22 protein-coding genes, 2 pseudogenes and 1 riboswitch are annotated in these 25963 nt (G+C 43.1%); of the genes and pseudogenes, 5 read left to right on the top strand and 19 right to left on the bottom strand.

The genetic code is table 11. From position 1 onward, the window contains the following. Positions 1-43: 43 nt before the first annotated feature. From pyrC to sbcB, 5 genes and pseudogenes are all read right to left on the bottom strand, one after another. Positions 44-1076: pseudogene (pyrC, locus tag ONZ52_RS04925) on the bottom strand (dihydroorotase). Positions 1077-1083: 7 nt separating this feature from the next. After that, a complete protein-coding gene (locus ONZ52_RS04920) occupies positions 1084-2913 on the bottom strand; it encodes an LTA synthase family protein (protein WP_265217607.1) in 1830 nt (609 codons plus the stop codon). A 197-nt stretch (positions 2914-3110) separates the two neighbouring features. Then, on the bottom strand, positions 3111-5030 hold the full coding sequence (locus ONZ52_RS04915) for a DEAD/DEAH box helicase (RefSeq protein ID WP_265217606.1): 1920 nt from the start codon (positions 5028-5030) through the stop codon (positions 3111-3113). A gap of 168 nt (positions 5031-5198) precedes the next feature. Further along, positions 5199-6233 carry an AI-2E family transporter gene (locus ONZ52_RS04910; RefSeq protein ID WP_265217604.1) on the bottom strand — a complete coding sequence of 345 codons (1035 nt, stop codon included), beginning with the start codon at positions 6231-6233 and terminating at the stop codon, positions 5199-5201. Positions 6234-6242: 9 nt separating this feature from the next. Continuing rightward, positions 6243-7619: an exodeoxyribonuclease I gene (gene sbcB / locus ONZ52_RS04905; RefSeq protein WP_265217603.1), complete on the bottom strand. Its 1377-nt coding sequence runs from the start codon at positions 7617-7619 to the stop codon at positions 6243-6245. A gap of 212 nt (positions 7620-7831) precedes the next feature. Between sbcB and ONZ52_RS04900 the strand changes: the two genes are divergently transcribed. Continuing rightward, positions 7832-8299 carry a YchJ family protein gene (locus ONZ52_RS04900; protein WP_265217602.1) on the top strand — a complete coding sequence of 156 codons (468 nt, stop codon included), beginning with the start codon at positions 7832-7834 and terminating at the stop codon, positions 8297-8299. On the opposite strand, the gene ONZ52_RS04895 is transcribed toward ONZ52_RS04900, so the two are convergent. From ONZ52_RS04895 to ONZ52_RS04870, 6 genes are all read right to left on the bottom strand, one after another. Then, positions 8274-9347 carry an HD domain-containing phosphohydrolase gene (locus ONZ52_RS04895; RefSeq protein ID WP_265217600.1) on the bottom strand — a complete coding sequence of 358 codons (1074 nt, stop codon included), beginning with the start codon at positions 9345-9347 and terminating at the stop codon, positions 8274-8276. The two genes, ONZ52_RS04900 and ONZ52_RS04895, sit on opposite strands and share 26 nt — an antisense overlap. A gap of 18 nt (positions 9348-9365) precedes the next feature. Then, positions 9366-10205: a response regulator gene (locus ONZ52_RS04890; protein WP_265217598.1), complete on the bottom strand. Its 840-nt coding sequence runs from the start codon at positions 10203-10205 to the stop codon at positions 9366-9368. A gap of 252 nt (positions 10206-10457) precedes the next feature. Further along, entirely contained in the window at positions 10458-10817 is a 360-nt protein-coding gene (locus ONZ52_RS04885; RefSeq protein WP_265217597.1) for an ATP-binding protein, read from the bottom strand. 8 nt (positions 10818-10825) lie between these two features. After that, positions 10826-11812 (bottom strand): histidine kinase dimerization/phospho-acceptor domain-containing protein, encoded by a 987-nt coding sequence (locus ONZ52_RS04880; protein WP_265217595.1) that lies wholly within the window; start codon positions 11810-11812, stop codon positions 10826-10828. Further along, complete coding sequence (locus tag ONZ52_RS04875) at positions 11782-12282, bottom strand: putative pterin-binding protein (protein ID WP_265217594.1); 501 nt, start codon at positions 12280-12282, stop codon at positions 11782-11784. The genes ONZ52_RS04880 and ONZ52_RS04875 overlap by 31 nt, the downstream gene beginning before the upstream one ends. A gap of 197 nt (positions 12283-12479) precedes the next feature. Beyond that, complete coding sequence (locus tag ONZ52_RS04870) at positions 12480-13379, bottom strand: aldo/keto reductase (protein WP_265217593.1); 900 nt, start codon at positions 13377-13379, stop codon at positions 12480-12482. A gap of 275 nt (positions 13380-13654) precedes the next feature. On the opposite strand from ONZ52_RS04870, the gene aroA reads away from it, so the two are divergent. Beyond that, a complete protein-coding gene (aroA, locus tag ONZ52_RS04865) occupies positions 13655-14932 on the top strand; it encodes a 3-phosphoshikimate 1-carboxyvinyltransferase (RefSeq protein ID WP_265217591.1) in 1278 nt (425 codons plus the stop codon). A gap of 128 nt (positions 14933-15060) precedes the next feature. Here aroA and ONZ52_RS04860 read toward each other — a convergent pair whose 3' ends face one another. The 7 genes and pseudogenes from ONZ52_RS04860 to rsmI form a co-directional block, all read right to left on the bottom strand. Next, entirely contained in the window at positions 15061-15543 is a 483-nt protein-coding gene (locus ONZ52_RS04860; protein ID WP_265217589.1) for a Spy/CpxP family protein refolding chaperone, read from the bottom strand. Positions 15544-15741: 198 nt separating this feature from the next. Next, on the bottom strand, positions 15742-16914 hold the full coding sequence (gene thiH, locus ONZ52_RS04855) for a 2-iminoacetate synthase ThiH (protein ID WP_265217587.1): 1173 nt from the start codon (positions 16912-16914) through the stop codon (positions 15742-15744). After that, positions 16911-17687 carry a thiazole synthase gene (locus ONZ52_RS04850; RefSeq protein WP_265217585.1) on the bottom strand — a complete coding sequence of 259 codons (777 nt, stop codon included), beginning with the start codon at positions 17685-17687 and terminating at the stop codon, positions 16911-16913. Before ONZ52_RS04850 ends, thiH begins: the two co-directional genes overlap by 4 nt. 1 nt (position 17688) lies before the next feature. Beyond that, the gene (thiS, locus tag ONZ52_RS04845) at positions 17689-17886 is read right to left on the bottom strand and encodes a sulfur carrier protein ThiS (RefSeq protein WP_111606012.1); all 198 of its coding nucleotides are present in this window, start codon (positions 17884-17886) and stop codon (positions 17689-17691) included. Beyond that, positions 17883-19397 (bottom strand): thiamine phosphate synthase, encoded by a 1515-nt coding sequence (gene thiE, locus ONZ52_RS04840; protein ID WP_265217583.1) that lies wholly within the window; start codon positions 19395-19397, stop codon positions 17883-17885. Before thiE ends, thiS begins: the two co-directional genes overlap by 4 nt. A gap of 16 nt (positions 19398-19413) precedes the next feature. After that, positions 19414-21434, bottom strand: a pseudogene (thiC, locus tag ONZ52_RS04835) (phosphomethylpyrimidine synthase ThiC). Between the two features lie 183 nt (positions 21435-21617). Next, positions 21618-21722, bottom strand: a riboswitch (TPP riboswitch). Between the two features lie 74 nt (positions 21723-21796). Next, positions 21797-22657: a 16S rRNA (cytidine(1402)-2'-O)-methyltransferase gene (rsmI, locus tag ONZ52_RS04830; protein WP_265217581.1), complete on the bottom strand. Its 861-nt coding sequence runs from the start codon at positions 22655-22657 to the stop codon at positions 21797-21799. A 100-nt stretch (positions 22658-22757) separates the two neighbouring features. Between rsmI and ONZ52_RS04825 the strand changes: the two genes are divergently transcribed. The 3 genes from ONZ52_RS04825 to ONZ52_RS04815 are packed head-to-tail and all read left to right on the top strand — an operon-like array spanning position 22758 to position 25374. After that, a complete protein-coding gene (locus ONZ52_RS04825) occupies positions 22758-24521 on the top strand; it encodes a penicillin-binding protein activator (protein WP_265217579.1) in 1764 nt (587 codons plus the stop codon). Then, positions 24497-24880: a YraN family protein gene (locus ONZ52_RS04820; protein WP_265217578.1), complete on the top strand. Its 384-nt coding sequence runs from the start codon at positions 24497-24499 to the stop codon at positions 24878-24880. Before ONZ52_RS04825 ends, ONZ52_RS04820 begins: the two co-directional genes overlap by 25 nt. 5 nt (positions 24881-24885) lie before the next feature. Then, entirely contained in the window at positions 24886-25374 is a 489-nt protein-coding gene (locus ONZ52_RS04815; RefSeq protein WP_265217577.1) for an SIS domain-containing protein, read from the top strand. 190 nt (positions 25375-25564) lie between these two features. On the opposite strand, the gene ONZ52_RS04810 is transcribed toward ONZ52_RS04815, so the two are convergent. Beyond that, the gene (locus ONZ52_RS04810; RefSeq protein ID WP_265217576.1) at positions 25565-25945 is read right to left on the bottom strand and encodes a ClpXP protease specificity-enhancing factor; all 381 of its coding nucleotides are present in this window, start codon (positions 25943-25945) and stop codon (positions 25565-25567) included. Positions 25946-25963: the final 18 nt, after the last annotated feature.

Raw genomic sequence — 25963 nt, 5'->3', positions numbered from 1 at the left:
CACATTGCTGCATCCGGTTTCATTTAAACATAGACAGAGTGTCTTACTTCAATTTCCAAGCCACTTGCTTACCAGCAAAAAACGGCACAATGGAGCTCACCATTTGGCAGGGTGATATTACTAGGCACCTCCCAAGACTCGCGAACCAAGGTCACGGTTTCTGTATTGCGAGGCAATCCATAGAAGTCAGCACCATAAAAACTCGCAAAACCTTCTAACTTATCGAGTGCGTCTAGCTCATCAAACACTTGCGTATACAACTCAAGTGCAGACCAAGCACTGTAACAACCCGCGCACCCACAGTCGGATTCTTTGCGATGCTTGGCATGAGGAGCGGAGTCTGTTCCCAAGAAAAATCGTGGCGAGCCAGATTTCACCACCGCGCGTAGAGCTTGTTGATGAGTACTGCGCTTAAGAACAGGCAAGCAATAGTTGTGCGGGCGAATCCCACCATCCAACATATCATTACGATTCAACAGCAAATGTTGAGGCGTAATAGTCGCAGCAACCCCTTCACGAGCAGACAACACAAAATCAGCAGCCTCTTTGGTCGTAATGTGTTCAAACACAACTTTTAGGTGAGGTACACGTTCAACAATCTTCACCATGTGTTGATCAATAAATTCTTTTTCACGGTCGAAAATATCAATGTGCTTCTGGGTCACTTCACCATGGATCAACAACAACATACCATTGTCGGCCAACGCTTCAAAAACAGGGTATAAAGACTCTAAAGAATTGACCCCAGAATCAGAGTTGGTCGTCGCGCCAGCTGGATACATTTTCGCCGCCAATACACCGGCCTTTTTTGCGTCTTTAATGTCTTGCACACTGGTTTTGTCTGTTAAATAAATGGTCATTACTGGCATAAATGTACTGCCAGCTGGACGGGCCGCTAAAATACGTTCTTTATAGCTTAATGCGAGCGCTGCCGTTGTTACTGGCGGCACCAAATTGGGCATCACCACAGCACGCTCAAAGCAGCGAGCTGTTGCTGGAACCGTCTCGAACAACATGTCTTGATCGCGAAAGTGTAAATGCCAATCATCTGGCTTAATAATAGTAATCTCGTTCATTAGTTACCTACTGCGTTTTGTTAGATGAAAAATTGTACAACGAATTATCAATCAGCCCGTTGGTGTAAATCTGCACATACGCTTTTAAGCGTTGTTCTAACTTATCCAGATCTACCCTTGCCTCTTTGTCAGTTGGCTGCATAAATGTTCCTGGGAGACTACCCGTTTCAATCACCCCACCTTTAATCATGGGCAATTTCACATATTTGCCCTGAGACATTAGCCAGTAAGCATCTTCCGCTTTAATAAGAGCATCAGATTGCGCATCATCTTCCAGCAATGATCGTCCAAATGGCAAGATCTTATCTCTTTCTGGCAGATTTAAATAATCAACAATTGTTGCAGGAATATCTATTTGCTGAGCCATATCCGTAACCACACCTGGAGATAGTTGATGATTTGGCTGATACAAGATTATAGGAATTTGATGACGGCCCAAAGGCGTTGCAAACGCAGGATCAAAATTATCAGACGTATGATCAGCCGTGATAATAAAGAGCGTATCTTTATACCAATCTTTCTTTGACGCTTCGTCAAAAAAACGCTGCAAAGCCATATCAGAATACTGAATGACGCGGTGCATTGGTATACTGCCCTCCTCTATTTTACCCATGTATTGCTCAGGCAAAGTATAAGGTGGATGGGAGCTAATGGTAAAAATTCCAGCCATAAATGGCTTAGGCATCTTATCCATCTCATGAATAGAGAATTGAAGGAAAGGCTCATCGAAAATCCCCCACTGCCCATCAAAATGTAAAGGATTTGGGTATTCATTTAGCCCAAAGTAGTGGTCAAAGCCAAAACGATAAGTTGTATCATCAAAATACATACTGCCATTTTTAGCGCCATGAAAAAATGCCGTACTATAACCGTAAGGTTTAACAATCTGACCTAAACCATGAATAGTGTTTGACTGGTAAGGAGAACGCATAAAGGCTTCCGGCATCAATGATGGAATCCCAGCTAAAACAGACGGAACCGCCTCAATTGAGCGACGTCCGTTCGCCACTCCGTTAGGAAAAAATCGACCTTTTTCTGAAAGTTCTTGTAAGAAAGGAACGTAAGATTTAAGTCCATACGGCGGTCCGAAATATTCAAGACCAAAGCTTTCCAACATCAGAATAACAACATTATGTTTTTTTATTTCAGACTCGTTATTGTGACGCTTTTCAGCACGTAATGATTTCCTGACATCCTCATCTGTTGCAAAATACGCCACTTTTTTTAAGTGATCGGCATCTTCTTTTAGCAATGTAAAAGGCGTATTTAATACCAAAGCGCCAAGCCTACTAGACGGATAACTATAGGCATTCAGCGACCTGATAGGCTTAGATTGAAAGCCTCCTCGAATAGCAAGAATAAAAATTAGACACAAAGAAAAACATAAGAAAAATAGAAAGATTTGATTTAGTTGCACAAGAGGTACACGCTTTTTTACCTGCAAAAGCAACCAAAAATAAGCAGCAAAGATCAAAACACTGGCAACAGCGTATCCCCAGTAAACAACCACTAACTCTGGTAACTGAGACACAACATCATTGGTCATAGAAAAAACTTCCATACCGCTACGGCGATCTGTGTATGGAAAATAAATTGTATCGACAAAATTAATAACGATAGCTGAGGTATTCACTACAAATAGATAGAGAAATACCAAGTTCATATTTACTTTAGCTAAAACACGAAACCAAAGAGAGACAAATAGAACCAACAATAACGGTGCATTTAAAAATGCCATCGCAGACAAATCAAAACGCACACCATGAAAAAAAGCTAAGAGGATATTGCCAAGAGGTTCCGCGGCAAAGTAACTGGCGTTTGTCGCAAAAAAATACAATCGGGTTAAAAAATACCCTATTAATGTAAAAAATAGTCCGATACCTAAAAAGACAAGTGCTGTTACGTTTTTTTCTGTCTATTAAATAAAGCACTTTTGATCATAGCTTATCTTCTAACCCGACTAAAAAATTGAGTGCTATATGATACAAAAAAACCGCTATAAAGCGGCTTTTTTGTATTATCGTTTTTACACGATTAGCTATTCTTTTTTGGCGCTCTTGGACGACGCTCAGCACTGCGATTTGCATCACGGTCGCGACCGCCACCCGCACCGGCGCTTGAACGACGACGCTCACCACCATTAGTAGGACGACGCTCACCGCCACCTGCTGGACGCTTACGAGTAGAAGGCGCGGCTGCACGCTTATTCAACTCATCAACATTCTCTAGCTTAGTAATATCAGTACGCTGTCCACAGATGCGCGTCTTCCCCAACTTACCTAATGCATCGGCACTTAAGTTAGAAGGCAAATCAACTGTTGCAAAATCTTCATAGATTTCGATATGACCAATATAACGGCTTTCAATATCCGCTTCATTCGCAATCGCACCAACGATATTGCCAGGTTTAACACCATCACTGTAACCAACTTGAACAACGTAACGGGTCATGGACGTACTTGGATCATCTTTTAACGGCATTGCTTCTGCAGTAACAGGACGAACCTTGCGCTCACGCGGCGCGCGATCACCACGATCACCACGATCACCACGATCGCCTCTATCACCTCGCTCAGAACGAGATCCATCGCGATCTTCACGACGCTCTCTGCGTTCTTGGCGAACTTCCATTTCAGACAATAGCAATGGCGTTTTGCCTTGTGCCATATGCGCTAAAGCAGCCGCCATTTTCAAAGGATCCACTTCATTATCTTTCTGGTAACTTTCTACAAGCTCCAAGAAGAAATCAAGGTTTTCATTGTCCATCGCATCAGTGATGCGCTGCTTAAATCGATTAACGCGATGTGCGTTAATATCGGAAGCAGTTGGTAACGTCATGCTTTCAATTGGCTGACGAGTCGCACGCTCAATAGCTTGCAACATACGACGCTCGCGATGAGCAACGAATAGAATCGCCGTCCCTAAACGACCAGCACGACCTGTACGTCCAATACGGTGAACATAAGACTCAGTATCGTATGGAATGTCATAGTTGACCACGTGACTTACGCGTTCTACATCTAGACCACGAGCAACAACGTCTGTAGCAACAAGAATGTCAATTTGGCCATTCTTAATGCGATCAACCGTACGCTCACGCAAGTTTTGACTGATATCACCATTTAGCGCTTCACAGGCATGCCCACGAGCGGTTAGTTTTTCAGCAAGCTCAATCGTTGCGGCTTTGGTACGAACGAAAATGATCATACCATCGTGTTCATTCATCTCAAGAATACGAGTCAAAGCGTCTAATTTATGAAGACCACTTACCGACCAATATTTTTGTGTAATCGTCATAGCCGTAGAAGTTTTGGTAACAATTTTCACTTCTTTCGGATTGTTAAGGTGACGGTTAGCCACTTGACGAATCACGGCAGGCATTGTTGCAGAAAACAAAGCGATTTGACGTGTAGGTGGCGTTTGCTCAAGAATCCACTCGACATCATCGATGAATCCCATACGTAACATTTCATCCGCCTCATCAAGAACCAAAGCTTTAATGCCATCTAGCTTCAATGTTTTACGACGAATATGGTCCATTACACGACCAGGCGTTCCGACAACAACTTGAACACCACGCTTTAATTGGCGCAATTGTGTGTCATAAGACATGCCGCCATAAATAGGCAGTACATGGAAATCGGGTAGATTGCGAGCATAACTTTGAAATGCTTCAGAAACCTGAATAGCAAGTTCACGAGTTGGAGCCAGTACAAGTAATTGTGTCGTTTTATCTGTAACGTCAATGCGAGACAGTAACGGGAGCGCGAACGCTGCTGTCTTACCGGTACCCGTCTGCGCTTGCCCCAAAAGGTCTCGACCTTCTAATAGATATGGAATACTTTGCGCTTGGATAGCAGATGGTTGCTCGTAACCTAGGTCAGCAACCGCTTTAAGAACAGGGGCGATTAGGCCCAACGAATCAAATGTAGGCTGAGTATCAGCGTCAGACATGTAAATTAGTACCTTTTATTGGTGAGTATAAGGCCTGTAAGTATTTACATGCCTTAATAGATTTCTTCGGACGAAAATCCGATGGCGAAGTATACGCGAAAAAACAAAATAAAGCCAGCTAGGTTCAAAATAAGATCCTGCCAGCTTAAGACCATAGACTAAGCTGAATTAACGTCTTGGATTACTTGAGTCCGAATCGATCATGACAGCCAACCATTGCATTCTTGGATGCGCTTCAAATGCTAATTTCATAATAATAGTCAGAGGAATCGAGAGTAACATGCCAACGGGACCAAAAACCCAACCCCACAAAAGTAAAGACAAAAACACCACTAAGGTAGACAGCCCCAACCCCTTCCCCATATATCGAGGTTCAATGACATTTCCTATGATTAAGTTGACAGCTAAAAATCCCGCCGCAGTCAGTCCTGCAGAAAGACTACCCAACTGAACAAATGCCAATAAAACGGCCGGTACCGCCGCGATGATGGACCCTATATTAGGCACAAAATTCAAAAGAAAAGCACACACACCCCATAAAATAGGAAAATCTACGCCAATCACCCAAAGCCAAAGCGTAATGAGCACCCCTGTTAAAATACTCACCAAGGTCTTAATGACAAGATAACGATTAACAGACTGAATGAAAGATTCAAATTTCTGTAGGGATTGCGACGCGTCATTTAAAGCCACAGATAACTTTTTGGGCAACTCAACCGCTTCGAATAAAATAAAAATAACGATCATGACAACCAAAATAAGATTTGTCAGAGCGCTACCCAGTCCACGTAACGCATTGGCTACCATCTGCATTAATGCTGAAGGGTCAATATAGCCTTTTACTTGATCATAGGATATTTGTAAGCCAAAACTGTTCACTAACTTAATCAGATTAGATGTTTCTTCAGCAAATCGAGCTTTGTAGCTTGGCAGTTGACTGGAAAAGTTATCCAAGGATGCGCCAACCAACACGGCTAAAGATCCAATCCCAACCAATATCAGCATCACCACCAAAATAATAGCCAACCAAGTCGGCACTTTTCGATGACGTAAACTTGACATCAGAGGCGCACAAATAATAGCGATAAACACAGATAGCATAAAAGGTACGACTATTTGTGATGCGGCTTTTAGCCCTGCAATAATGATGATGAAAGCGGCAAAACCAACCAGCCAATTTGTACCATTATGTTGTTCGCTCATTTTAATTCCTTATAGCGCAATAGGATAAATACTTTGTGCATAGTCAGCCAAGTCTTGCAGCATTATTTGCTTTGCCGGTGTCAAATCAGGAGTTTGAGCGATCTGATTCAAGCGTTCAAAATACTGCTCCATACAAATAGAACCGCCACCATCTTTTTCAAGCAAGCGGACTTGACGATACTCTTCCCACTCCACTCTTTGTTGCTCTGTCAATTGATCTGGGTAATTACGCCCAATGTAGCGCATTAACATTTCTGGCAATCGTCGATCATCAAACGATACCGCCAGTTCAGCCAATTGACTTGCTGGCGTCGAACGAATCGTTTCCATTCTGGCTTTATCTTCTCTGGAGAAAAAACCACCAGAATAAAGCATGACATCTGGATCTTTATGGATGAGTCGTTCCTCTTGCGCAAAGACATCGCTTAACTTAGCCGCAAGACCAGCATGCCCTTTTATGATGGCAAGATTATGACGACAAACAGCACCATCTAAACCTAAGCGCTGAACAACTTGCGCATCTTTCAGAAAAGTGGCGGGAGCAACTGCTGGAGATTTATTGTAATGAATGACTTTTAAAGGCAACCTTTCAAGTTCCCCCAACTCATCCTGACGCGTAAACACACGATGGCGAATTTCCTCAACACTCAAATCTACTAGAGGTTGTGCATCTGCCATTAAGTCGTAAACAATCACACCATTTTTATTGGTTGGATGAGGTGCAATCGGGACAACGAACGCAGCATAGTATCTCGCCTGACCAAACATTCCAGAGATATGCAGAAAGGGTTTTAGCCTCGATATGTCAATAAACTGCTGCAACTCATGTTTTTGACGCATCTTAAAATAGTAGGCAAACAATTTAGGTTGCTTACTACGAATCAATTTCGCTATCTCGATGGTGCCATACACGTCGGACAACGCATCGTGTGCTTGCTCATGCGCAATACCATTGGCTTTTGTCAGTGCTTCGAGCTTCATCGAGACCTGACCATCGTCACCTTTTGGCCAAACGATTCCTTCAGGACGCATAGCATAAGTCATTCGAACTAGATCAATAATATCCCATCGAGAACAGTTATTCTGCCACTCTCTAGCATAAGGATCGATAAAGTTACGATAAAAACTGTAACGCACCACTTCGTCATCAAACCGAATAGAGTTGTAACCAAGCGCACAGGTTCCTGGTAAAGACAATTCAGCTTCTACCGCCTGCATAAATTCCGCCTCACAAAGCCCTTCACGATTTGCATCCTGGGGACTTATCCCCGTTAACAAACAAGCTTCTGGTTGCGGGAGCACATCTTCTGCCAATCGGCAATAAAACATGACAGGCTCACCAATAGGATTAAAATCAAGATCTGTTCTAATTCCAGCAAATTGCATGGGACGATCACGCGCTGGGTCCGTTCCGGTTGTTTCAAAGTCAAACCAAAAAATGATGTAGAGCCCGATGAGGTCACAAATAATTCCTGTTAGCCATTAAATAAAAAGGTATTATACGCACCTTGAAGTACATTTGTGAAAGTGCATTTGGCGATGAGAGGAGTGAACCATGCCAATTCCAGTAAATTGTCCTTGTGAAACAGGCAGCCCCTATGAAATGTGTTGTGGTATGTACCATAACAATCCGGAGTACCGCTCCAACGGCAGAAACCCTAATGCGCTCACGCTACACTGCTTTTGCTTTGGGCAATTTTGATTACATCGCGGCAACTCAAAAGCTGATTGATGACCCTAACCAGTCTGCCTCAGACATACAAGACAGCAATGAACAAACAAAATGGATAAAGCTTGAAATCCATAGTACTGAAGAGGGTTTAGAAAAAGACAAAAAAGGTCTTGTGTCCTTTTCTGCTCATTTTAAGGAAGGGAAGCACATTGGTCGCTTGAGTGAACGCTCCCTATTCAAAAAAATTAAAGGTAAATGGTTTTATATATCAGGCGAACATGACATACAAAAAAATACGCCACTGATCAATTCTGAAGCAATGAAAGTAGGCAGGAACGACCCTTGCCTATGTGGATCGGGCAAAAAGTTTAAAAAATGCTGCGCTGTTCATTAATCAACAGCGTCCCATTTTCCTTAACCTCGCGTATTTCGCTTTCAATTGACAAGAAGCAGTCAACCAACTCTGGGTCAAAATGTGAATGGGCAGCGTTTTTAATATGCCCAAGAGCCTCTTCCACTGTCCAAGATTGCTTGTAGGATCGCTCCATAGTGAGGGCATCAAATACATCAGCTAAAGCAACAATCCGAGCGGATTGCGGAATTTCATGTCCAGTCAAGCCGAAAGGATAACCGGTGCCATCCCATCTTTCATGATGCCCAAGCGCCACTTCAGCCGCCAATTTAAACAGAGGTGCATCGCTTTTAATTAAAATTTGGTGACCTATAACCGTATGTTGGCGCATTACTTCCCACTCTTCATCACTCAATTTATTTGGTGACTTCAAAATAGAATGGGGAATACCAACCTTACCCGTATCATGAAGGGGTGCGGCTAACTTTAGTAATTCAACTTGCTCTTCGTTCCAACCAATCGCTCTTGCTAAAATGGCGCAATAATCGGCCATGCGCCACATATGCACACCGGTATCGGTATCGTTAAGCTGCCCTACCTCACCAAGCATCTCTATAGCAGACTTTAAAGCATCGTCTAATTGCTTTGTTCTATATGCTATAGTTTGTTTATTACGTTTATTGTTATCAGCAAGCTTCAGGTGAGTGGCGACTCTAGATAAGGTAGTTAATGGCGTAATCGGTTTCGTAATAAAATCAACACAGCCGACATTGAAACCCTCTTGCTCATGGTGTGCATCCGTTATTGCCGTTAAGAAAATCACTGGAATATCCGCTGTTTTAGCATCCGCTTTGAGCACTTTACAGACGTCAAAACCGTTCATGCCCAGCATCATAATATCCAACAATACGATATCAGGCATACACCGATTGATAATATCCAACGCGGCCTGACCGCTTTTTGCAACCTGAACTTGATAATGTTCGGCTAAAATGCTTTTGAGCAAATCAATATTACTCGGCACATCATCGACAATAAGCACTCGCTTATCTTTCATATCCATCGAAAATTCTAGTTTCATTTTATTCATTTATCTTTCCCTCAGAAACTACAGTAAAAGTTGCCTTTTAAACGTTCTAACCTTTATCAACGCATCTTGATAGTCATAAGACGCAATATCCTTTGCCGCCGAAACAAGCACGGCTAAGTCATCACATTGTGCACATTTCTTCACTAGACTATCTATTATCATCTCAGAATCAGAACCACCTGATAAAAGCAAGTTTTCAAGCACCTCTATTTTAGAGAGGACATATTTTAAATCCTCATAACTCACCGATGAACAGCTGGTATTCTCCGTACCTTGCAAAGCATTTACACCATATTTCATCATCCAAAACTCTATCTTTTCAATCAAAAGATACGGATTAAGCGGCTTAAAAAGCACATCATCGATACCAGATCGAATCATATTTTCTTGCGAGTCCATAAATGTATCCGCTGTTAAAACAATAATCGGGGGCTTACTTTCGGATAATTTTTGACAAATTTTTTCACTTGCCTCATAGCCATCCATCAGTGGCATCCTAATATCCATGATAATTAAGTCATATTGTTGAGAAAGGGAACGTTCAACTGCTTCCTTACCGTTTTCCACCCAATCCACTTTCGCTCCTACTTTCTCAATAATAGCTTTAACAATGTTGGCGTTAACTTTATTATCTTCTGCTAACAGAATAACCTTATCTTTGAAAAAATATTTTTTATCAGAAAAATCAGAAGAAGGCTCTACTTCCTGATTTGAACCATGCAATTCCAATAGCAAAATTTTCTTTACGATATTCGAAGGTGTAATTAATCCGGTCATGGAATACTCACCTATTTCATCTAGGCCGCCACCTAAAAAAAGCACTTTTTTTGTTAAGAATTTTTCTAGTTGAGTAGACAACACATATTCTGATTTTAAGCCAATGAAGACTGGCAATAACAGGAAGGTGACAATTGAGCAAATCAGATGTACGCCATTCAGTTAAAGAACTGATCTTAAGGTCTTTTAATAAAGCGTTCGTTTGAACATCCTCTTTTATAAAAGCAATATTGCTCAAAATAAACGGTTCTGAGCTTTGATCGGGGCAATAAGGTATGGTAATTCTAAACAAACATCCTTCACCGAGAGCACAAGTGTAAGAAATATCACCACCTAATAAGGCCACGAGTTTTTGTGTGATACTGAGTTACCTAACCCTGTTCCACCATACAATCGAGTGGTACTACTATCAGCTTGCTTGAATACATCAAAAACATCCACTCCCTCTTTAATTCCCACTCCAGTATCCTCAACCTCAATCACTAAATTTTCATTCGATGACAAGGATAGATTAAGATGTACAAATCCAGAATGAGTAAACTTAATTGCATTACCCACAACATTAATTAAAATCTGCTGTAAGCGGGTTTTATCTCCAATAAGATTGTCACAGATAGAAAAATCACGACGGATAATAAAATCTATCTTCTTAGACTCTGCTGCTGTTTCATTACTTTGATAAACATAATCCAAAACATCATCTAGACTAAAAGCACTTTTTCTAACTCCATTTTTCCTGATTCAATTTTTGAATAATCTAAGATACTGTTTATTATTGCTAACAAACCATCAGCAGACTTCTGGATTTTAATCACTTTTTCTCGCTGATTTTTCTCTAGACTGTCATCAAGCAGCAGATAACTGAACCCGATAATAGCATTCATTGGCGTCCGTATTTCATGACTCATGGTTGCCAAGAACTCTGATTTTATTTTTAGTGCTTGCTCAGCTGAATAAACCGCTTTTTCTAATTCATCAGCTAATTTTTGTGTTTTCTCGTACGATTCACGAGCCACCTTTAACTGCCTAAAGAGCATGACGATAATACACATCATGGTAATAGTTAATAAAGCGATCAATGACCCTAGATAAAGAAACAGGCCTAAAGAATCCTTTCTCTGTACAACTTTCTCTTTTGATCGAAAAGCGACTGTCTCAACCACAGTAATTTCTATATTTTTCAATAAATCATTACTTTCATGTAACAAAAAATTAATGTCTATGGCGTCTTTATTAGAGAATAAAACACGGTCTATTTCAGACATTTTCATTTGAAGGAAAGTCAAAATTTGATCAGAGTTTTTCAATCGATCAAAAAGCACCCTTAACTGACCTTTCTCTAATATATTGACTCGACTATACAGTATATCGAAACGATTCTTGGCATCTTCAAGGCGTTCATCAGTGAAACTATCATGCAATAAGCTGAGCGAATTGCTGAATTTCAATGCCTCTCTATCTAATTGATAAGCAGCCCATACAGCATCTTCCTCTACCGCAGACATAATCATTTTTTGCCGCTCAACTAATTCGGTAAACATTAGTACAGCAGCACTCATAAAAACAAACGCCAAAAAAACCAATATAATAAATGGCGATAACTGCCTATTGGTAATTTTTTTAAGCCTTGGCAGAAAGAGAAAACGCATGTTGTAATTTACTCTACTTTTATCAGTTTTATCTGCCAAACAGATCGGTTGTAAATTACCTCATTGTTTAGACTTGGCACATCACTAAAAGGATAAAGTAAAAAGATAGGCCCCTTATCTCTTACAGACATCGGTTTCCCATTAATATCCATAGCAAGCATAACATTATGATTCTTACCATCTTGCACAGGTACTATGGCACTAAAATCGTTTAACGCAGTCACAGACAAAGTACCAGAATCTACCCCCACTGCAGCCATCAAGGATCTCAATAACGGCCCTTTATAGGAATCCACACCTTCACTCCACGGCGTCATTGTCTTTTGCTCGACAACCCCCAAATTCATCAGCATCTCACGATCAAATTCTGCTGTTTTACTCTCTGTATTAGTATTACTTATATTCCCCGTCACCGTTAAAATCACTGGGCCTGTTGGCTTTGGTAACGTATGCGCGTGTGAATCAACAACAGCCAGCGCCATTAATGCCATAACCAAGTATTTTTTCATTTAATAAATCTCCTCTTTATACAGATACATTGCTGCCAGTATAGGGAATAAAAGTGCACTTTCCATCCTATGGTTACGAAACAACACGCTTTCTACACCAAGCAAAACAAATACAAGACACTAGATACAAAAAAAGCCGCATATAGCGGCTTAATATCCTGTTTAGAGCTTAAAATGACGGTTAACAATTCCAAGTTTTAGGGAACAGGCTGACCTTTAGATGCAACCCAAATACGAAACCAATCATCATCACTCAGTGGAATGGATAATGCGTCAACAGCAATGGCCAAACGTTCAACCTTTCCTGATCCCATAACAGGACAAATATCAGACGGGTGTCGCAATAACCACGCAATAACAATTTGATCGACAGTACAATTCTTTTGCTGTGCTAGCTCACTCAATACCATTTGAACGCGTTTTGCTTTTTCACTGGAGCCTGAGAACAATTCACCACCCGCAAAAGGTGACCACGCCATGGGGGTTACAGCATGTTGTTGTAAATGGTCTAAGGTGCCATCCTCAAAATGTTGCAATGCCAATGGTGATAATTCCACCTGATTCACAATCAAAGGCGCATCAAGACGAGACTGCAACAAGTCAAATTGATGAGTTGTAAAATTGGACACACCGAAATGCTTTACCTTGCCAAGCGTAAACAACAAATCAAACGCCTGTGCAACTTCATCCGCATCCATCAAAGGGCTTGGGCGATGCAAGAGTAACGTATCAATATACTCACATTGCAAATTAGCAAGAGAACGATCAACACTGGCTAGAATGTGCTCAGCACGATAATCATAACGATGAACCTGTATTTCAGGGCGATTCTCTGAGGGCAGCAATATTCCGCATTTTGTGACAATTTCCATTCTATCTCGTAAAGCGGGCTTATGTTTTAACGCCTCACCAAATAATGCTTCGCATTGATAACCACCATAAATATCCGCATGATCCAATGTCGTTACCCCTAAATCTAGACAGGCCTCAATAAAGCCAAGTGTTTCTGACGATGTCATATTCCATTCTTGCAGGCGCCAAAAACCTTGGGCAATACGCGACCCTTCAAAACCTAGAGGATGGTATTGATGTCTCATAAACTTTTTCCTATACGTCATTATATTATTCACCAACATTCTAAAGAGACTTTGTGGTAAAAAACAGCGAACTTAGTGAATTTGCAGAACTGACAGGAAACGCCATCAAAGGTATACTATCTCACATTCAAGACTGACCTCTTAATCACAGAGCGACGCGACCACCTGCAAATGGACATTTTTAAACAATACCGAACACGAATCATTGACTCGCGGCAACACGCTACTAGCACAAGACCAATACAATAAACACAACCACTGTGATGGACTTAATAATGAATTCAATAACACTAGGCCCTCTTTCTAACGCCAATGGAGAGATCCAAATCCCAGGTTCTAAAAGCCTTTCAAACCGTATTTTATTACTAGCCACACTGGCAAAAGGCACGACAAAAATCACCAACTTACTGGATAGCGACGACATTCGTCGCATGCTAGAAAGCCTAACCAAATTAGGCGTTAACTATTCACTAGAAGATAACGGTTCAACCTGTGTGCTAGAAGGTCTTGCTGGCCCAATTCAAGCAGATTTCGGTGATTTATTCCTTGGTAACGCTGGCACAGCAATGCGCCCCTTGGCTGCCGCACTTTGCCTAGGCAAAGGCGAGTTCCACCTTCACGGCGAGCCACGGATGCACGAACGCCCCATTGGCGATCTTGTTGATGCCTTGCAAGCACTGGGTGTCGACATCGCATACGAAGGCGAAAAGAATTACCCACCTTTGCGTATTAAGGCGAATGGTTTATCTGGCGGCGAAGTGTCTATTAAAGGCAACATCTCAAGCCAATTCCTAACCGCTATATTGATGAGCGCACCATTGGCAAAAGATGATTTAACCATCAAAGTCGATGGTGAATTGGTTTCTAAACCTTATATCGATATTACACTACATGCCATGAAACAATTCGGTGTGGAAGTGGAAAATCAGAACTACCAAGCGTTTGTGGTGAAAGGTCAGCAAACTTACCAAAGCCCTGGTGAAATCATGGTAGAAGGCGACGCATCTTCTGCCTCTTACTTCCTAGCCGCTGCGGCGATTGCTGGCGGAAAAATCAAAGTCCACGGTGTGGGAACAGACAGCGTACAAGGCGACGTGAAATTTGCTGATGTACTGGCCAAAATGGGCGCAAAAATCACTTATGGCCCGACTTGGATTGAAGCTGAACGTTGCGAACTGAACGGCATAGATATGGACATGAACCACATTCCTGATGCGGCTATGACCATAGCTACCACCGCTCTATTCGCCAAAGGCCCAACCACCATTCGCAACATCTATAACTGGCGAGTCAAAGAAACCGACCGTTTATACGCCATGGCAACGGAACTGAAAAAACTGGGTGCTGACGTGATCGAAGGTGAAGACTTTATTACCATCACTCCCGTTGAAACACTTCAACATGCGGCCATCGATACCTACAATGATCACCGCATTGCCATGTGCTTCTCGTTGGTTGCTTTTTCTGAAACGCCTGTCACCATTAACGATCCAGGTTGTACATCAAAAACCTTCCCAACGTATTTTGAGCTATTTAATACCATAGCAAGCTAAGAGCCCCACCTCTTATGAAACAAATAGCCAAAGGGATCAAAGTCCTTTGGCTGTTAAACTAAAAAAGCCCCAGCTGTTTAGAACTGGGGCAAGGCTCTCAATACAAAGGGAAATGTATCAATGAAAAATTACGATTGCGGCTGAACTGGGGTTTCCAGTTTTTCGATCTGCTCTGGCGTAAGCAGCTCATACAAGCCCACTCGGTTTTTTGCGTAGGCAACAGTAAGATCTTCGGTTAACTCGCCCGTTTTTTCGGCAAGATCATCGACCTTATCTAGATAGTCTTTTGAACTTGGTGACAAGCCACTTAATTCCATTTGAGTCGCTTGTAACTGCTCTTGAATTTTACGAATGGCCTTACCATCTTTTTCAAAAAGATCAGACACTTTCGTTTGTGTTTTTTCATCTAAACCAAGTTGCTGCGCTATACGGCTTGCCAATTGATCATGGGTTGGCACGGCATTAACTGGCGCTTCCTGAGTGGCTTGTCCTTGTGTAACTGTATTTTGAGGTGCTTTCGTATCCGCAAATGCACTCACAGCCACACCGGTTATAATCGCGGCACTCAAACCAATAACGCCCATCATTCCTGCTTTTTTACGATCCAACATAGTAAGCTCCTTAAGCTGTTTCCTGTTTTGTTGGAATCTATTATGTCTATTTCTGCGTCAAACAGTGCCAAAGAGAAAGAATCCACGTGCAAAACTTGTCATTAGTTTGTAAAGGTAAATCGACATTTGTTTGTTTCCACTTGCAACCAAGCAAATACCATCACATTCTTGAAGATCAGCGTAGATCTTGATCTCCTACTAAGGTCCAGAAAGTGCCGGATCCCAATCTTTCCAAATCACGTCACGTCCCTGCTCACGAATCATCGTCATAATATCAGCCACAGGGCGCTCATCACTGATCTCAAACTGTTCAAGAGCATCTTGGGCATCGTCCGCATAACCACCAGGCTGAGTTTTTGACTCTGCACTCATAGTAGTAAAGCCCATTCGCACCGCATGATGACGGAACGTTGGAGATTCACGCGTTGACAAGCTCATTTCCAAATCGCGGTCAAACAAACGCCACGCCGCAATAAGCTGAACCAATTGTCGATCCGAAATGATCGACTTTGGCACTATGCCACCTTCACAAGGACGAATACGCGGAAACGCCACACTAAAGCGACTTCGCCAATAGCGCTTTTGCAGGTGCCGTAAATGATGCGCCATCATTAATGAATCCGTGCGCCAGTCTTCCAAGCCAAGCAACACACCCAAGCCAATTTTATGAATGCCAGCTTGACCGATACGATCCGGTGCGTCCAACCGATAATTAAAATTGGATTTGTTGCCCCGTAAATGATGCTCAAGGTAAGTTGTACGACGATAAGTTTCTTGATATACCAACACACCGTCTAAGCCGATACCTTGCAACCGTTTGTACTCTTCCATATCTAATGGCTGGACTTCCATGGATAGCTGACTAAAGTGAGGCTTGATAAGAGGAATCATGCGTTCAAAATAAGGCATGGAGACTTTGTTAGTTTCTCCCGTCACCAAAAGAATATGGTCAAAGCCTTTGCTTTTAATGGCTGCCACTTCTTTGTTTATCTGCGATTCATTCAGCGTGAGGCGCTTGATTGCATTACTCATGGAAAAGCCACAGTAAGTACATTCGTTTGCGCAGGTGTTGGATAAGTACAAGGGCGCAAACAAACTCAAGGTATTTCCAAAGCGCTGCAGCGTCAGTTGCTCGCTTTTGGTCACCATTTCCAGCAAATACGGCTCTGCCGCAGGGGAAATCAACGCCGCAAAATCGTCTACGTCAAGTTTGCTTTTAGCCAAAGCACGCAACACATCTTGCTCGGTTTTTGCCTGATGCGTTTGCGTCACAACTTGCCAATCTGTGCTTTCGACAAACTGACTAAATTGACCTTCTATTGCTGGGCTTTGTTCTAACAAGCGAATCTTATGGCTTGCACCATCCATCATGACAAGGCTCCAAGGAAATCCGTCAATGGGCTGGTGGCTTGCGCTTGTAAACGACGCTCCCCCAAGCCTGACTCATAGGCCATTCGACCCGCTTCCACCGCAAGACGAAAAGCTTTGCCCATTTGCGCAGGGTGTTTGGCAACGGCCATGGCCGTGTTTACCAACACCGCATCCGCGCCAAGCTCCATGGCCAATGACGCATCCGAAGGCGCACCAATGCCAGCGTCAACAATGACAGGTACCCGACTCTGCTCAATAATAATTTCCAAGAACGGACGACTCGCCAAGCCCATGTTTGAACCAATAGGCGAACCCAGTGGCATAACACACTGACAACCGACTTCTTCCAATCGTTTGCAAAGCACAGGATCGGCATGAACATAAGGCATGACCACAAAACCTTTTTTGATCAACTCTTCGGCAGCCAACAAAGTCTCCATACCATCTGGCATCAAGTAACGCGGATCAGGGTGTATTTCCAACTTCACCCAATGGGTCTCTAATGCTTCACGAGCTAACTCTGCCGCAAAAACGGCTTCTTTGGCGGTACGCGCGCCGGAGGTATTGGGTAACAACTTTATGCCCTGCTGCTGCAAAGGCTGAAGAATATTGTCCGTGTGATTTTTTAAATCCATACGACGCAAAGATAAGGTCACCAGTTCGCTTTCGCTGGCCGTTAGCGAATCCATCATGGCATCAGCACTGGCGTATTTCCCAGTACCCGTAAAAAGTCGAGAGTGAAATTCGTGCCCTGCAATCAATAAAGACGACATGTTAACCTCCAGCAATGGATTCAAAAATAAACACCTGACTCTGCTCATTCAACTCAGTAGCGCACCACAAACTTTTTGGCACGACCTGTTGATTGATCGCAATGGCAATACCTTGCTGACTTTTCCCCAACTCATTCAGTAAGTCTTCGAGAGTGTTTCCAGTAAATTCGTAAGGTACGTCGTTTAGCACAATCTTCATCGCTTATCTCCCACACTGGACTCAAAGGCCATCATCAAAGATCGTGTCGCGGCCTCGGGTTCTGTTGCTTTGGTAATGGCCGTCACTAAAGCAATACAATCCACGCCCGTTTTCACCACGGCTGGTAACCGCTCTGCATTGATGCCACCAATCGCCACCGTAGGAAACGTGCCTTTCAATAAAATGGCGTAATGTGCCAGCCGAGTTAAACCCTGTGGCTGAGAAGGCATTTCTTTGGTTTGTGTCGGGAAAATATGACCTAACGCGATGTAGCTTGGCTGAATAGACTGAGCGCGAGCGATTTCATAGTAACCATGGGTGCTGATGCCAAGACGCAATCCGGCGGCTTGAATTTGCGTCAAGTCCGCCACATCCAAATCCTCCTGACCAAGATGAACGCCATACGCACCAAACGTGATAGCGTGCTGCCAATAGTCATTAATAAAGACTTGAGCGTCGTATTCTTTTCCTAGGGTAATCGCCTGCTGAATTTTATGCTTTAAATCAGCATCGTTAGGGTCTTTGATGCGCAGCTGGGCCATTTTCACTCCTTGCTTAAGCACTAACTCTAACCAAGCAACGGAATCCACCACTGGGTACAAGCCCATTTTATCAAGATCCATTTTGGCAAATGGCTGATGTATGGGCATGACTGGCGTATTTGGCCAAACAATTGTCGGCAGGTTTGCAATCTGAAGCGGCCAACCAGGTCGCCCCAATGGCCCAGCACCAACCCCAATCTGCACGCCACTTTTTAACGCCCCAGTGATATAGGCCTTAGCCATGGTCATGGCATCTAGAAGATCGTAGCCATGGGCAATAAAGCTCGCCAACGCTGTCGACAAGGTGCAACCTGTGCCACGGGTATTGTGCACAGTGAGTTTTTCATAAGAGAAACCGATGACAGAATCTTGGTTCACCAGCCAATCCGTTGCTTGTTCAGCGTCTGAATGCCCAGCTTTCAGTAACCACGTGCATTTTGACGACGCTAAATACGCGGCCAATTGACTCTGTATGTCCACCACTGGCTGCTGGCCAGACAAGCCAGTCAGCCGCTCAAATTCCAGCAAGTTGGGCGTAATCACATCCACATATGGAAGCAAAGACTCCAATAAAGAAGCCCCAGCAGAATCTTGTTGCAGGCGATTACCCGATTCACTACTCGCCGCCATAACAGGATCAAAAATAACCAGCACATTCGGAAAGTCGGTTTTGACGCGTTGCACCCAAACCGAGCAAGCTTTCACCATGTCGATGGAAGGCAGTAAGCTAACCTTAATGACCGCTGGTGACACATCATCGAGTAAGGCTTGCCACTGTTCATTGAACACAGTCAGCGAAACAGGTTCCACAGACCGCACTTCTTTAGAATTTTGTGCGGTGATGCACGTCACTATCGTTTGCACGTGGCAACCTAAGTCTTGCCCTGTACGCAAATCCGCTTGGAGTCCAGCGTGGGCGGACGAATCCGATCCGCCCACACACCAGACAACAGGAGGTTTTATCGACATAAATCCTCCTTAGCGCCTACAGCGATGTTTCTTTTAGTTTATCCGTAGTGAGATAGACATCACTGCCTAGCTCCCGGAATTGCGCCGACATTTTCTGCATGCCTGTTTCGGCTTCACTAGCAACGGCATCGCCCTCCAAAGCACTCATGTCGATTTTTTGAGCGCCTTCCAAGCCTTTGGCATCCTCTAAGCCCTTGGCATAGTCGCGAACTTCTTGAGTGATTTTCATCGAACAGAATTTTGGTCCACACATAGAACAGAAATGCGCCACTTTACCTGACGCTTGCGGCAATGTTTCATCATGGTAAGAGCGAGCGGTTTCAGGGTCTAAAGACAGGTTAAATTGATCTTCCCAACGAAATTCAAAACGCGCTTTTGATAAAGCATTATCGCGAATTTGTGCGCCCGGATGACCTTTGGCAAGATCAGCGGCATGGGCCGCAATTTTGTAGGTGATCAAACCTTGCTTAACGTCTTCTTTATTAGGTAAACCAAGATGTTCTTTTGGCGTCACGTAACACAACATAGCGCAACCGTACCAACCAATTTGCGCGGCACCAATGCCAGAGGTAATGTGATCATACCCTGGTGCAATGTCTTGGGTTAGAGGCCCCAAAGTATAAAATGGTGCTTCGTGACAATGCTTTAATTGCTCTGTCATATTCTCTTCGATCAATTGCATGGGGACGTGACCAGGACCTTCAATCATCACCTGTACATCGTATTCCCAAGCAATTTTTGTCAATTCGCCCAAGGTGCGAAGCTCCGACATTTGCGCTTCGTCATTGGCGTCCATAATAGACCCCGGACGCAAGCCATCACCAAGCGACAAAGCCACATCGTATTCCGCACACAACGCACAAATTTCACGGAAGCGCTCATAAAGAAAACTCTCTTTGTGGTGCGCCAAACACCATTTCGCCATGATGGAACCTCCACGAGACACGATGCCAGTAAGACGTTTGGCGGTCATCGGCACGTAGCGCAACAACACACCCGCGTGAATAGTGAAATAGTCGACCCCCTGCTCTGCTTGCTCAATCAAGGTATCGCGAAAAATGTCCCAATTTAGATTTTCAGCCACGCCATCCACTTTCTCCAAGGCTTGATAGATGGGGACGGTACCAATAGGAACCGGCGAGTTACGCAAGATCCACTCGCGGGTTTCGTGAATATTTTTACCCGTCGATAAATCCATCACGGTATCTGCGCCCCAACGGGTCGACCAGACCAGTTTTTCTACTTCCTCTTCGATAGACGACGTCACGGCTGAGTTACCAATATTGGCATTGACCTTCACCAAGAAGTTACGGCCAATGATCATTGGCTCGGATTCAGGGTGATTGATGTTATTGGGGATAATAGCGCGACCTCGAGCGACTTCGTCACGAACAAACTCGGGGGTAATACGGGTTTGTAGGTTCGCGCCAAAGCTTTGACCTGGATGCTGTCTTAGCAGTAATTCACTGTTAATAGCGTCAATATTTTGGTTTTCACGCAGTGCAATGTATTCCATCTCTGGTGTAACAATGCCTTGACGTGCGTAATGCATTTGCGTCACACACTTACCTTGGCGAGCTTTACGTACTTTAGGTAAGGCCTTAAAGCGTAATTCGTCCAGCGCCGCGTTCTCCAGACGAGATTGAGCAAACTGAGAAGACACACTTGGTAATACTTCCGTGTCGCCGCGCTTTTCGATCCAAGACTCACGCATGGGCGCCAAGCCACGATACACATCTATGTTTTCTTGTGGATCCGCATAAGGACCAGAACAGTCGTATACATAAATCGCTTCATTGAGACTTCGAAGGTTAAGTTGTCAGGATCCGATCCAATTGGGGTATCGGTCAGATTGATCTTACGCATAGGAACGCGGATGGAGTCGTCAGAGCCTGTTAAATAAATGCGCTCGGACGCAGGAAAAGGTTTGGCCTGCAATGACTCGATAAAGGATTTCGCCGCTTGGCGTGACTCTTCACGAGATTGCTTTTTAGATAAATTCGCTGAGCTTCGATGTAACTCATTACTAGTAGACATAAGCGCTTCCCTTATTATTAAAATGGAGAATGGCTTGTCTGGGGTGCTGCTTCACAACGATTAACGCACTACAGGCGTTGATTGCAAAACATGAACCCTGAATTTTAGTAGAAAGGACGCTTTAAATGATATGACCGCATCGGTTCCATAAAAATCAGGAGTTCATTCGATGCAGAAAAGAAAAATGGAGACTTTCTTGTTTCCTACGCGGGTATTAGCCCGATCAGGTTCTGCGGATCCCGCATTTAATGATGCGATCTCAGCCAAATGGCACTCCGACAAGTAGAGTGGAGTATACCCAGTCTTATCGGAATGTAAACACCCATGCTTTTTGTGAGTGTTTACCAGAAAAAATCCAAAAACTATTCGCTTTGCATTTCCAGTGCCATTTTGTAGAGATAATTTTTCTTTTCACCGGTTAATTTGGCCGCCATAGCGGCCGCCTGCTTAACCGGTAAATCTTCCAACAAAATAGTAAGAATACGCTTCGCTTCTAACTCGGCTTCGTTACCGCTTTCTTGCGTGAAACTCAGCATAACAACAAACTCACCACGCATTTGGTTGGCATCGGCATCAAACTTAGCAAGAATCTCAGACGCCGTACCCGACAAAAACGTCTCGAAGGTTTTGGTTACTTCACGAGCTAATACCAATTGCGCGTCATCACCGTAGACTTTTTGCACGTCCGTTATGGAGTCATAAACACGGTGTGTAGATTCATAAAATACGACCGTGCCAGCCTGCTTCTTCCAAGATTCAAATAAGTCGCAACGCCCTTTCGACTTAGCTGGCACAAAACCCGCAAAAAAGAATTGGTCGGTTGGTAACCCAGAAGCACATAGAGCAGCAACCAAAGCACAAGCTCCAGGAATAGGCACAACTTTATGGCCTTTTTCACGTAATGCATGTACGACATGATAACCAGGATCAGAGATCAATGGCGTACCAGCATCTGAAACCAAAGCCACGTTTTTACCGTCATCTAACAAACTGGCAACATAATCGGCTTTGTCTTTTTCATTGTGGTCATGAATGGAAAATAATTTCGCCTCAATGGCAAAATGGTTCAATAAACGGCGAGTGTGTCGCGTATCTTCCGCCGCAATATAGTCTACATCACGTAAAATTTGCTCTGCTCTTTTGCTAAAATCATCTAGATTACCAATTGGGGTTGCAACTATGTATAACGACCCTCTCGCATCATCAGAACTATGTGGTAACATGTTGCCTCTTTTATTTGTCATTTTGTAAGCTTATGAGCCTCATTAATTATCGCATCATATCATTAACTCTATGTTCTTTCTTCTGAGCGCCTGTAATTCCATGAATTTAAACACGGAATCACAGCAAAACGGCGCTCAATACACTGAAAACGGTGCTATGCAAGATAGAACGTTGCCGCCAAGCATTTACCATCCTTTTAAAGGGGCGGGGGTGTCAGGTGCATTAGCGAACGCTTATAACTCAGCCAAAACGGACTATGAACAAGGTGATTTTCTAAACGCCATTGATACCTTAGAAAACAAAGTTCTGTCAGTGAATTCACCTATCCAGTTTGACGCCTATCTATTAGCCGCTTTAGCAGCGTCTAATTTAGATGACTCTCTAGAAGCATTAAATTATTTAGCGCAAGCAAATCAGTTGGCTCTTGCCAGTTACCCTGATAACCAAAACAAATTGAAACAAACCAAAGCCACCATATTAGAATATTTCGGCAACTGGTTTGACGTCGTTTTGCTGCGTATGGAATTAACCTACAACTTGCCACTTAACGAAGTCGAAGAGAACCAAACTCGACTTTGGATGGCTGTACAGAATCTCACTCAAAATGAGATTGATGAGCTTTATAAAAGACAACAACCCCTACTGAATGGCTGGCTTACCATCAGCAGTATTTTAAGAAACCAATCTCTGTCAATAGAACAACAAATCGATATGTTCAAGAATTGGCAGACTGAAAACCCAAGCCACCCTGCGGCTATTTCACCACCACAAGATTTTGCAATCATGTCATCTATTGAAAAGATGGCACCAAAGAAAATTGTATTAATGCTACCCATGAGTGGAAATCTAGAGCGCGCTTCACAAGCCATTGTAGATGGTTTTTTTGCAAGCTTTTACAATCAACAAGAAGCAAGACCTCAGGTCAGTATTATTGACGTCAATCAATATCCAAACATCGTTGACGCAATGACCGCCGCAAATGAAAGACAACCCGACGTCATCATTGGCCCATTACAAAAGAACAATGTTGCCCAGATCAGTCGCCTAGATCTGCCATACCCTGTTATTGCTCTCAATCAATTAGACTTTAACCAACACTCAAAAAATCTATACCACTTTTCTCTAAGCGCAGAGGACGAGATACATGAATTAATCAACTTTGCAAAACAAGAGGGTGCAACAAAAGCAGCGATTTTGAGCACACAAGATACATGGGCATTGAAACAAAGCGATGAATTTAGATCGGCCGCTGTTGAACAAAATATCGCCATTACATCAAATCAATCATATGCTAATACCCCTCAAGGTAGACAAGATGCGATACAAAAACTCTTACTGATTAACGAAAGCTACGCTCGCAAGCGATTAGTGGAACAGTGGACTGGAGGCAGTGTTGATAGCATCGCCCGCTCTCGCGAAGATGTTGATTATGTTTTCTATGTTGGCAAGCTTAATGATGCCAAGCAAATACGCCCTCTTTTAGATTTTTACTTCGCTGATAAAATTCCTATGCTCGCCACCAGTACACTTAATGACAGCGCCCTTGATAAGTCGATCAAGCCTGGCGATATCGAGCGTATTCTTTTCACTGAAGTGCCAGCACTTACCCCTAACAGCAATGTGCTTGATGAACTGCCCAAAAATCAAAATTCAAATATCCTACGTCGACTTCAAGCTCTAGGGGCAGACTCTTATTTGTTGGCCAACAAGTATCAACTGTTCACATTACTCCCGAGCACTAAAATTTCAGCTAACACAGGCATTATCACCATGGATGAAGATGGCATTTTTCATAAAAAGGCCCGTCATAATGACTTACCAAAAAGGAAATTTGGTTTATGCAAACAGTCCAGAATTTTTTGAGAAAAAGGAAAGTACCGAAAAATAACGGTGAAAAAGCCGAACAAGCCGCTGAAGACTTTCTGCGTAAGCAAGGACTGCGCTTTGTAGAAAGAAATTTTTTCTGTCGCTTAGGAGAAATTGACTTAATTTTTCTCGATCAAAATACGTTTGTTTTTATCGAAGTTCGGTTTCGTGCCAATAGTGCACATGGCAGCGCAGCTGAAAGCCTTCGGCAATCTAAGCTAAGAAAAGTACGCAATAGCGCGGCTTTATGGCTGCAAAAAAACAATAAAGAAAATAACGCGAGTCGTTTCGACGCAATTTTATTTGACGAAAAAATAGACACTCAACATTTAACTTGGCTTAAAGCAGTATTTTAATCACTATGGATTTTCAAGAAGCAATCTACACACAATTTGCCCAGAGCTTTGAAGCACAACAACAAGCACTGGAAAGTTTACCGCCTTATATTGAACATGCAGCCAAAGTCATTTTTTCGAGCATAGCTTCTGGGGGAAAAGTAATCTGCGTAGGCAATAGCACAGGCTCTCATCTTTCTCAGTATTTCAGCACCTTGATGCTAGATAGAATGGACAGAGAAAGACCGGGTCTACCCGCTATCAACCTGAGCGGTGAAGGTGCGGCATTATTAGCCATTACTCACAATGACAGTTATCACGATGTTTTTTCCAAGCAAATAACAGCACTTGGTAATCAAGGCGACATATTGTTCGTTATAGCCAATCGCGGCAATACATCACCAATAATACAAGCCATACAAGCTGCCCATGAACGAAAAATGAGTATAGTTGCGCTCACCAGCCCAGAAGCTAAAACGTTTCGTCACTCACCTCTCAGGATGATACAGAGATAAAGATCAACCTTCTTGGAACAGCAAGAGTTCATGAATGTCAACTGAGCGTCATTCACATCTTGGTTGATCTTCTAGAGAGACAACTTTTTGGCTATGACGACTAACCTGAACCAATCAAGATACGACCACCCATAACAAAAAAGCCGCTCTTGAGCGGCTGTTTTTTGTCGTATTGAATACGCATGATACTCTATTTAACCACTTTTAACTGAAAACCCTTTTTAGGTTCTGGCGTTGTTGGTGGCGTCGGTTCATCTAAAAATTCTTCGTGCGGAAAAACGAAGCCATCACCATTCTCTTTCGCATACAAGGCCAATGCCGCTCGCATAGGCACATAAACCTGCATCGGCTTACCACTAAAGCGAGCCTCAAAAGAAACCGCCTCTTTATCCATAATCAAATGACGTACAGCAGACATACCAATATTGAGCACTATCTGACCGTCTTTTACAAATTCTGTGGGCACAACAACATCTTTCTGTTCTGCATCTACCAACAGGTAAGGCGTCATATCATTATCTGCCACCCAAGCGTATGCAGCATTTAATAAATAAGATCTTTTTGGTAACATTTTTCCTCCAACCTAATA

Source organism: Marinomonas rhodophyticola, assembly GCF_026113935.1.
Taxonomy (GTDB): domain Bacteria; phylum Pseudomonadota; class Gammaproteobacteria; order Pseudomonadales; family Marinomonadaceae; genus Marinomonas; species Marinomonas rhodophyticola.
Note: the sequence above shows the minus strand (reverse complement) of the source record. Positions and strands in the feature narration are given on the sequence as shown.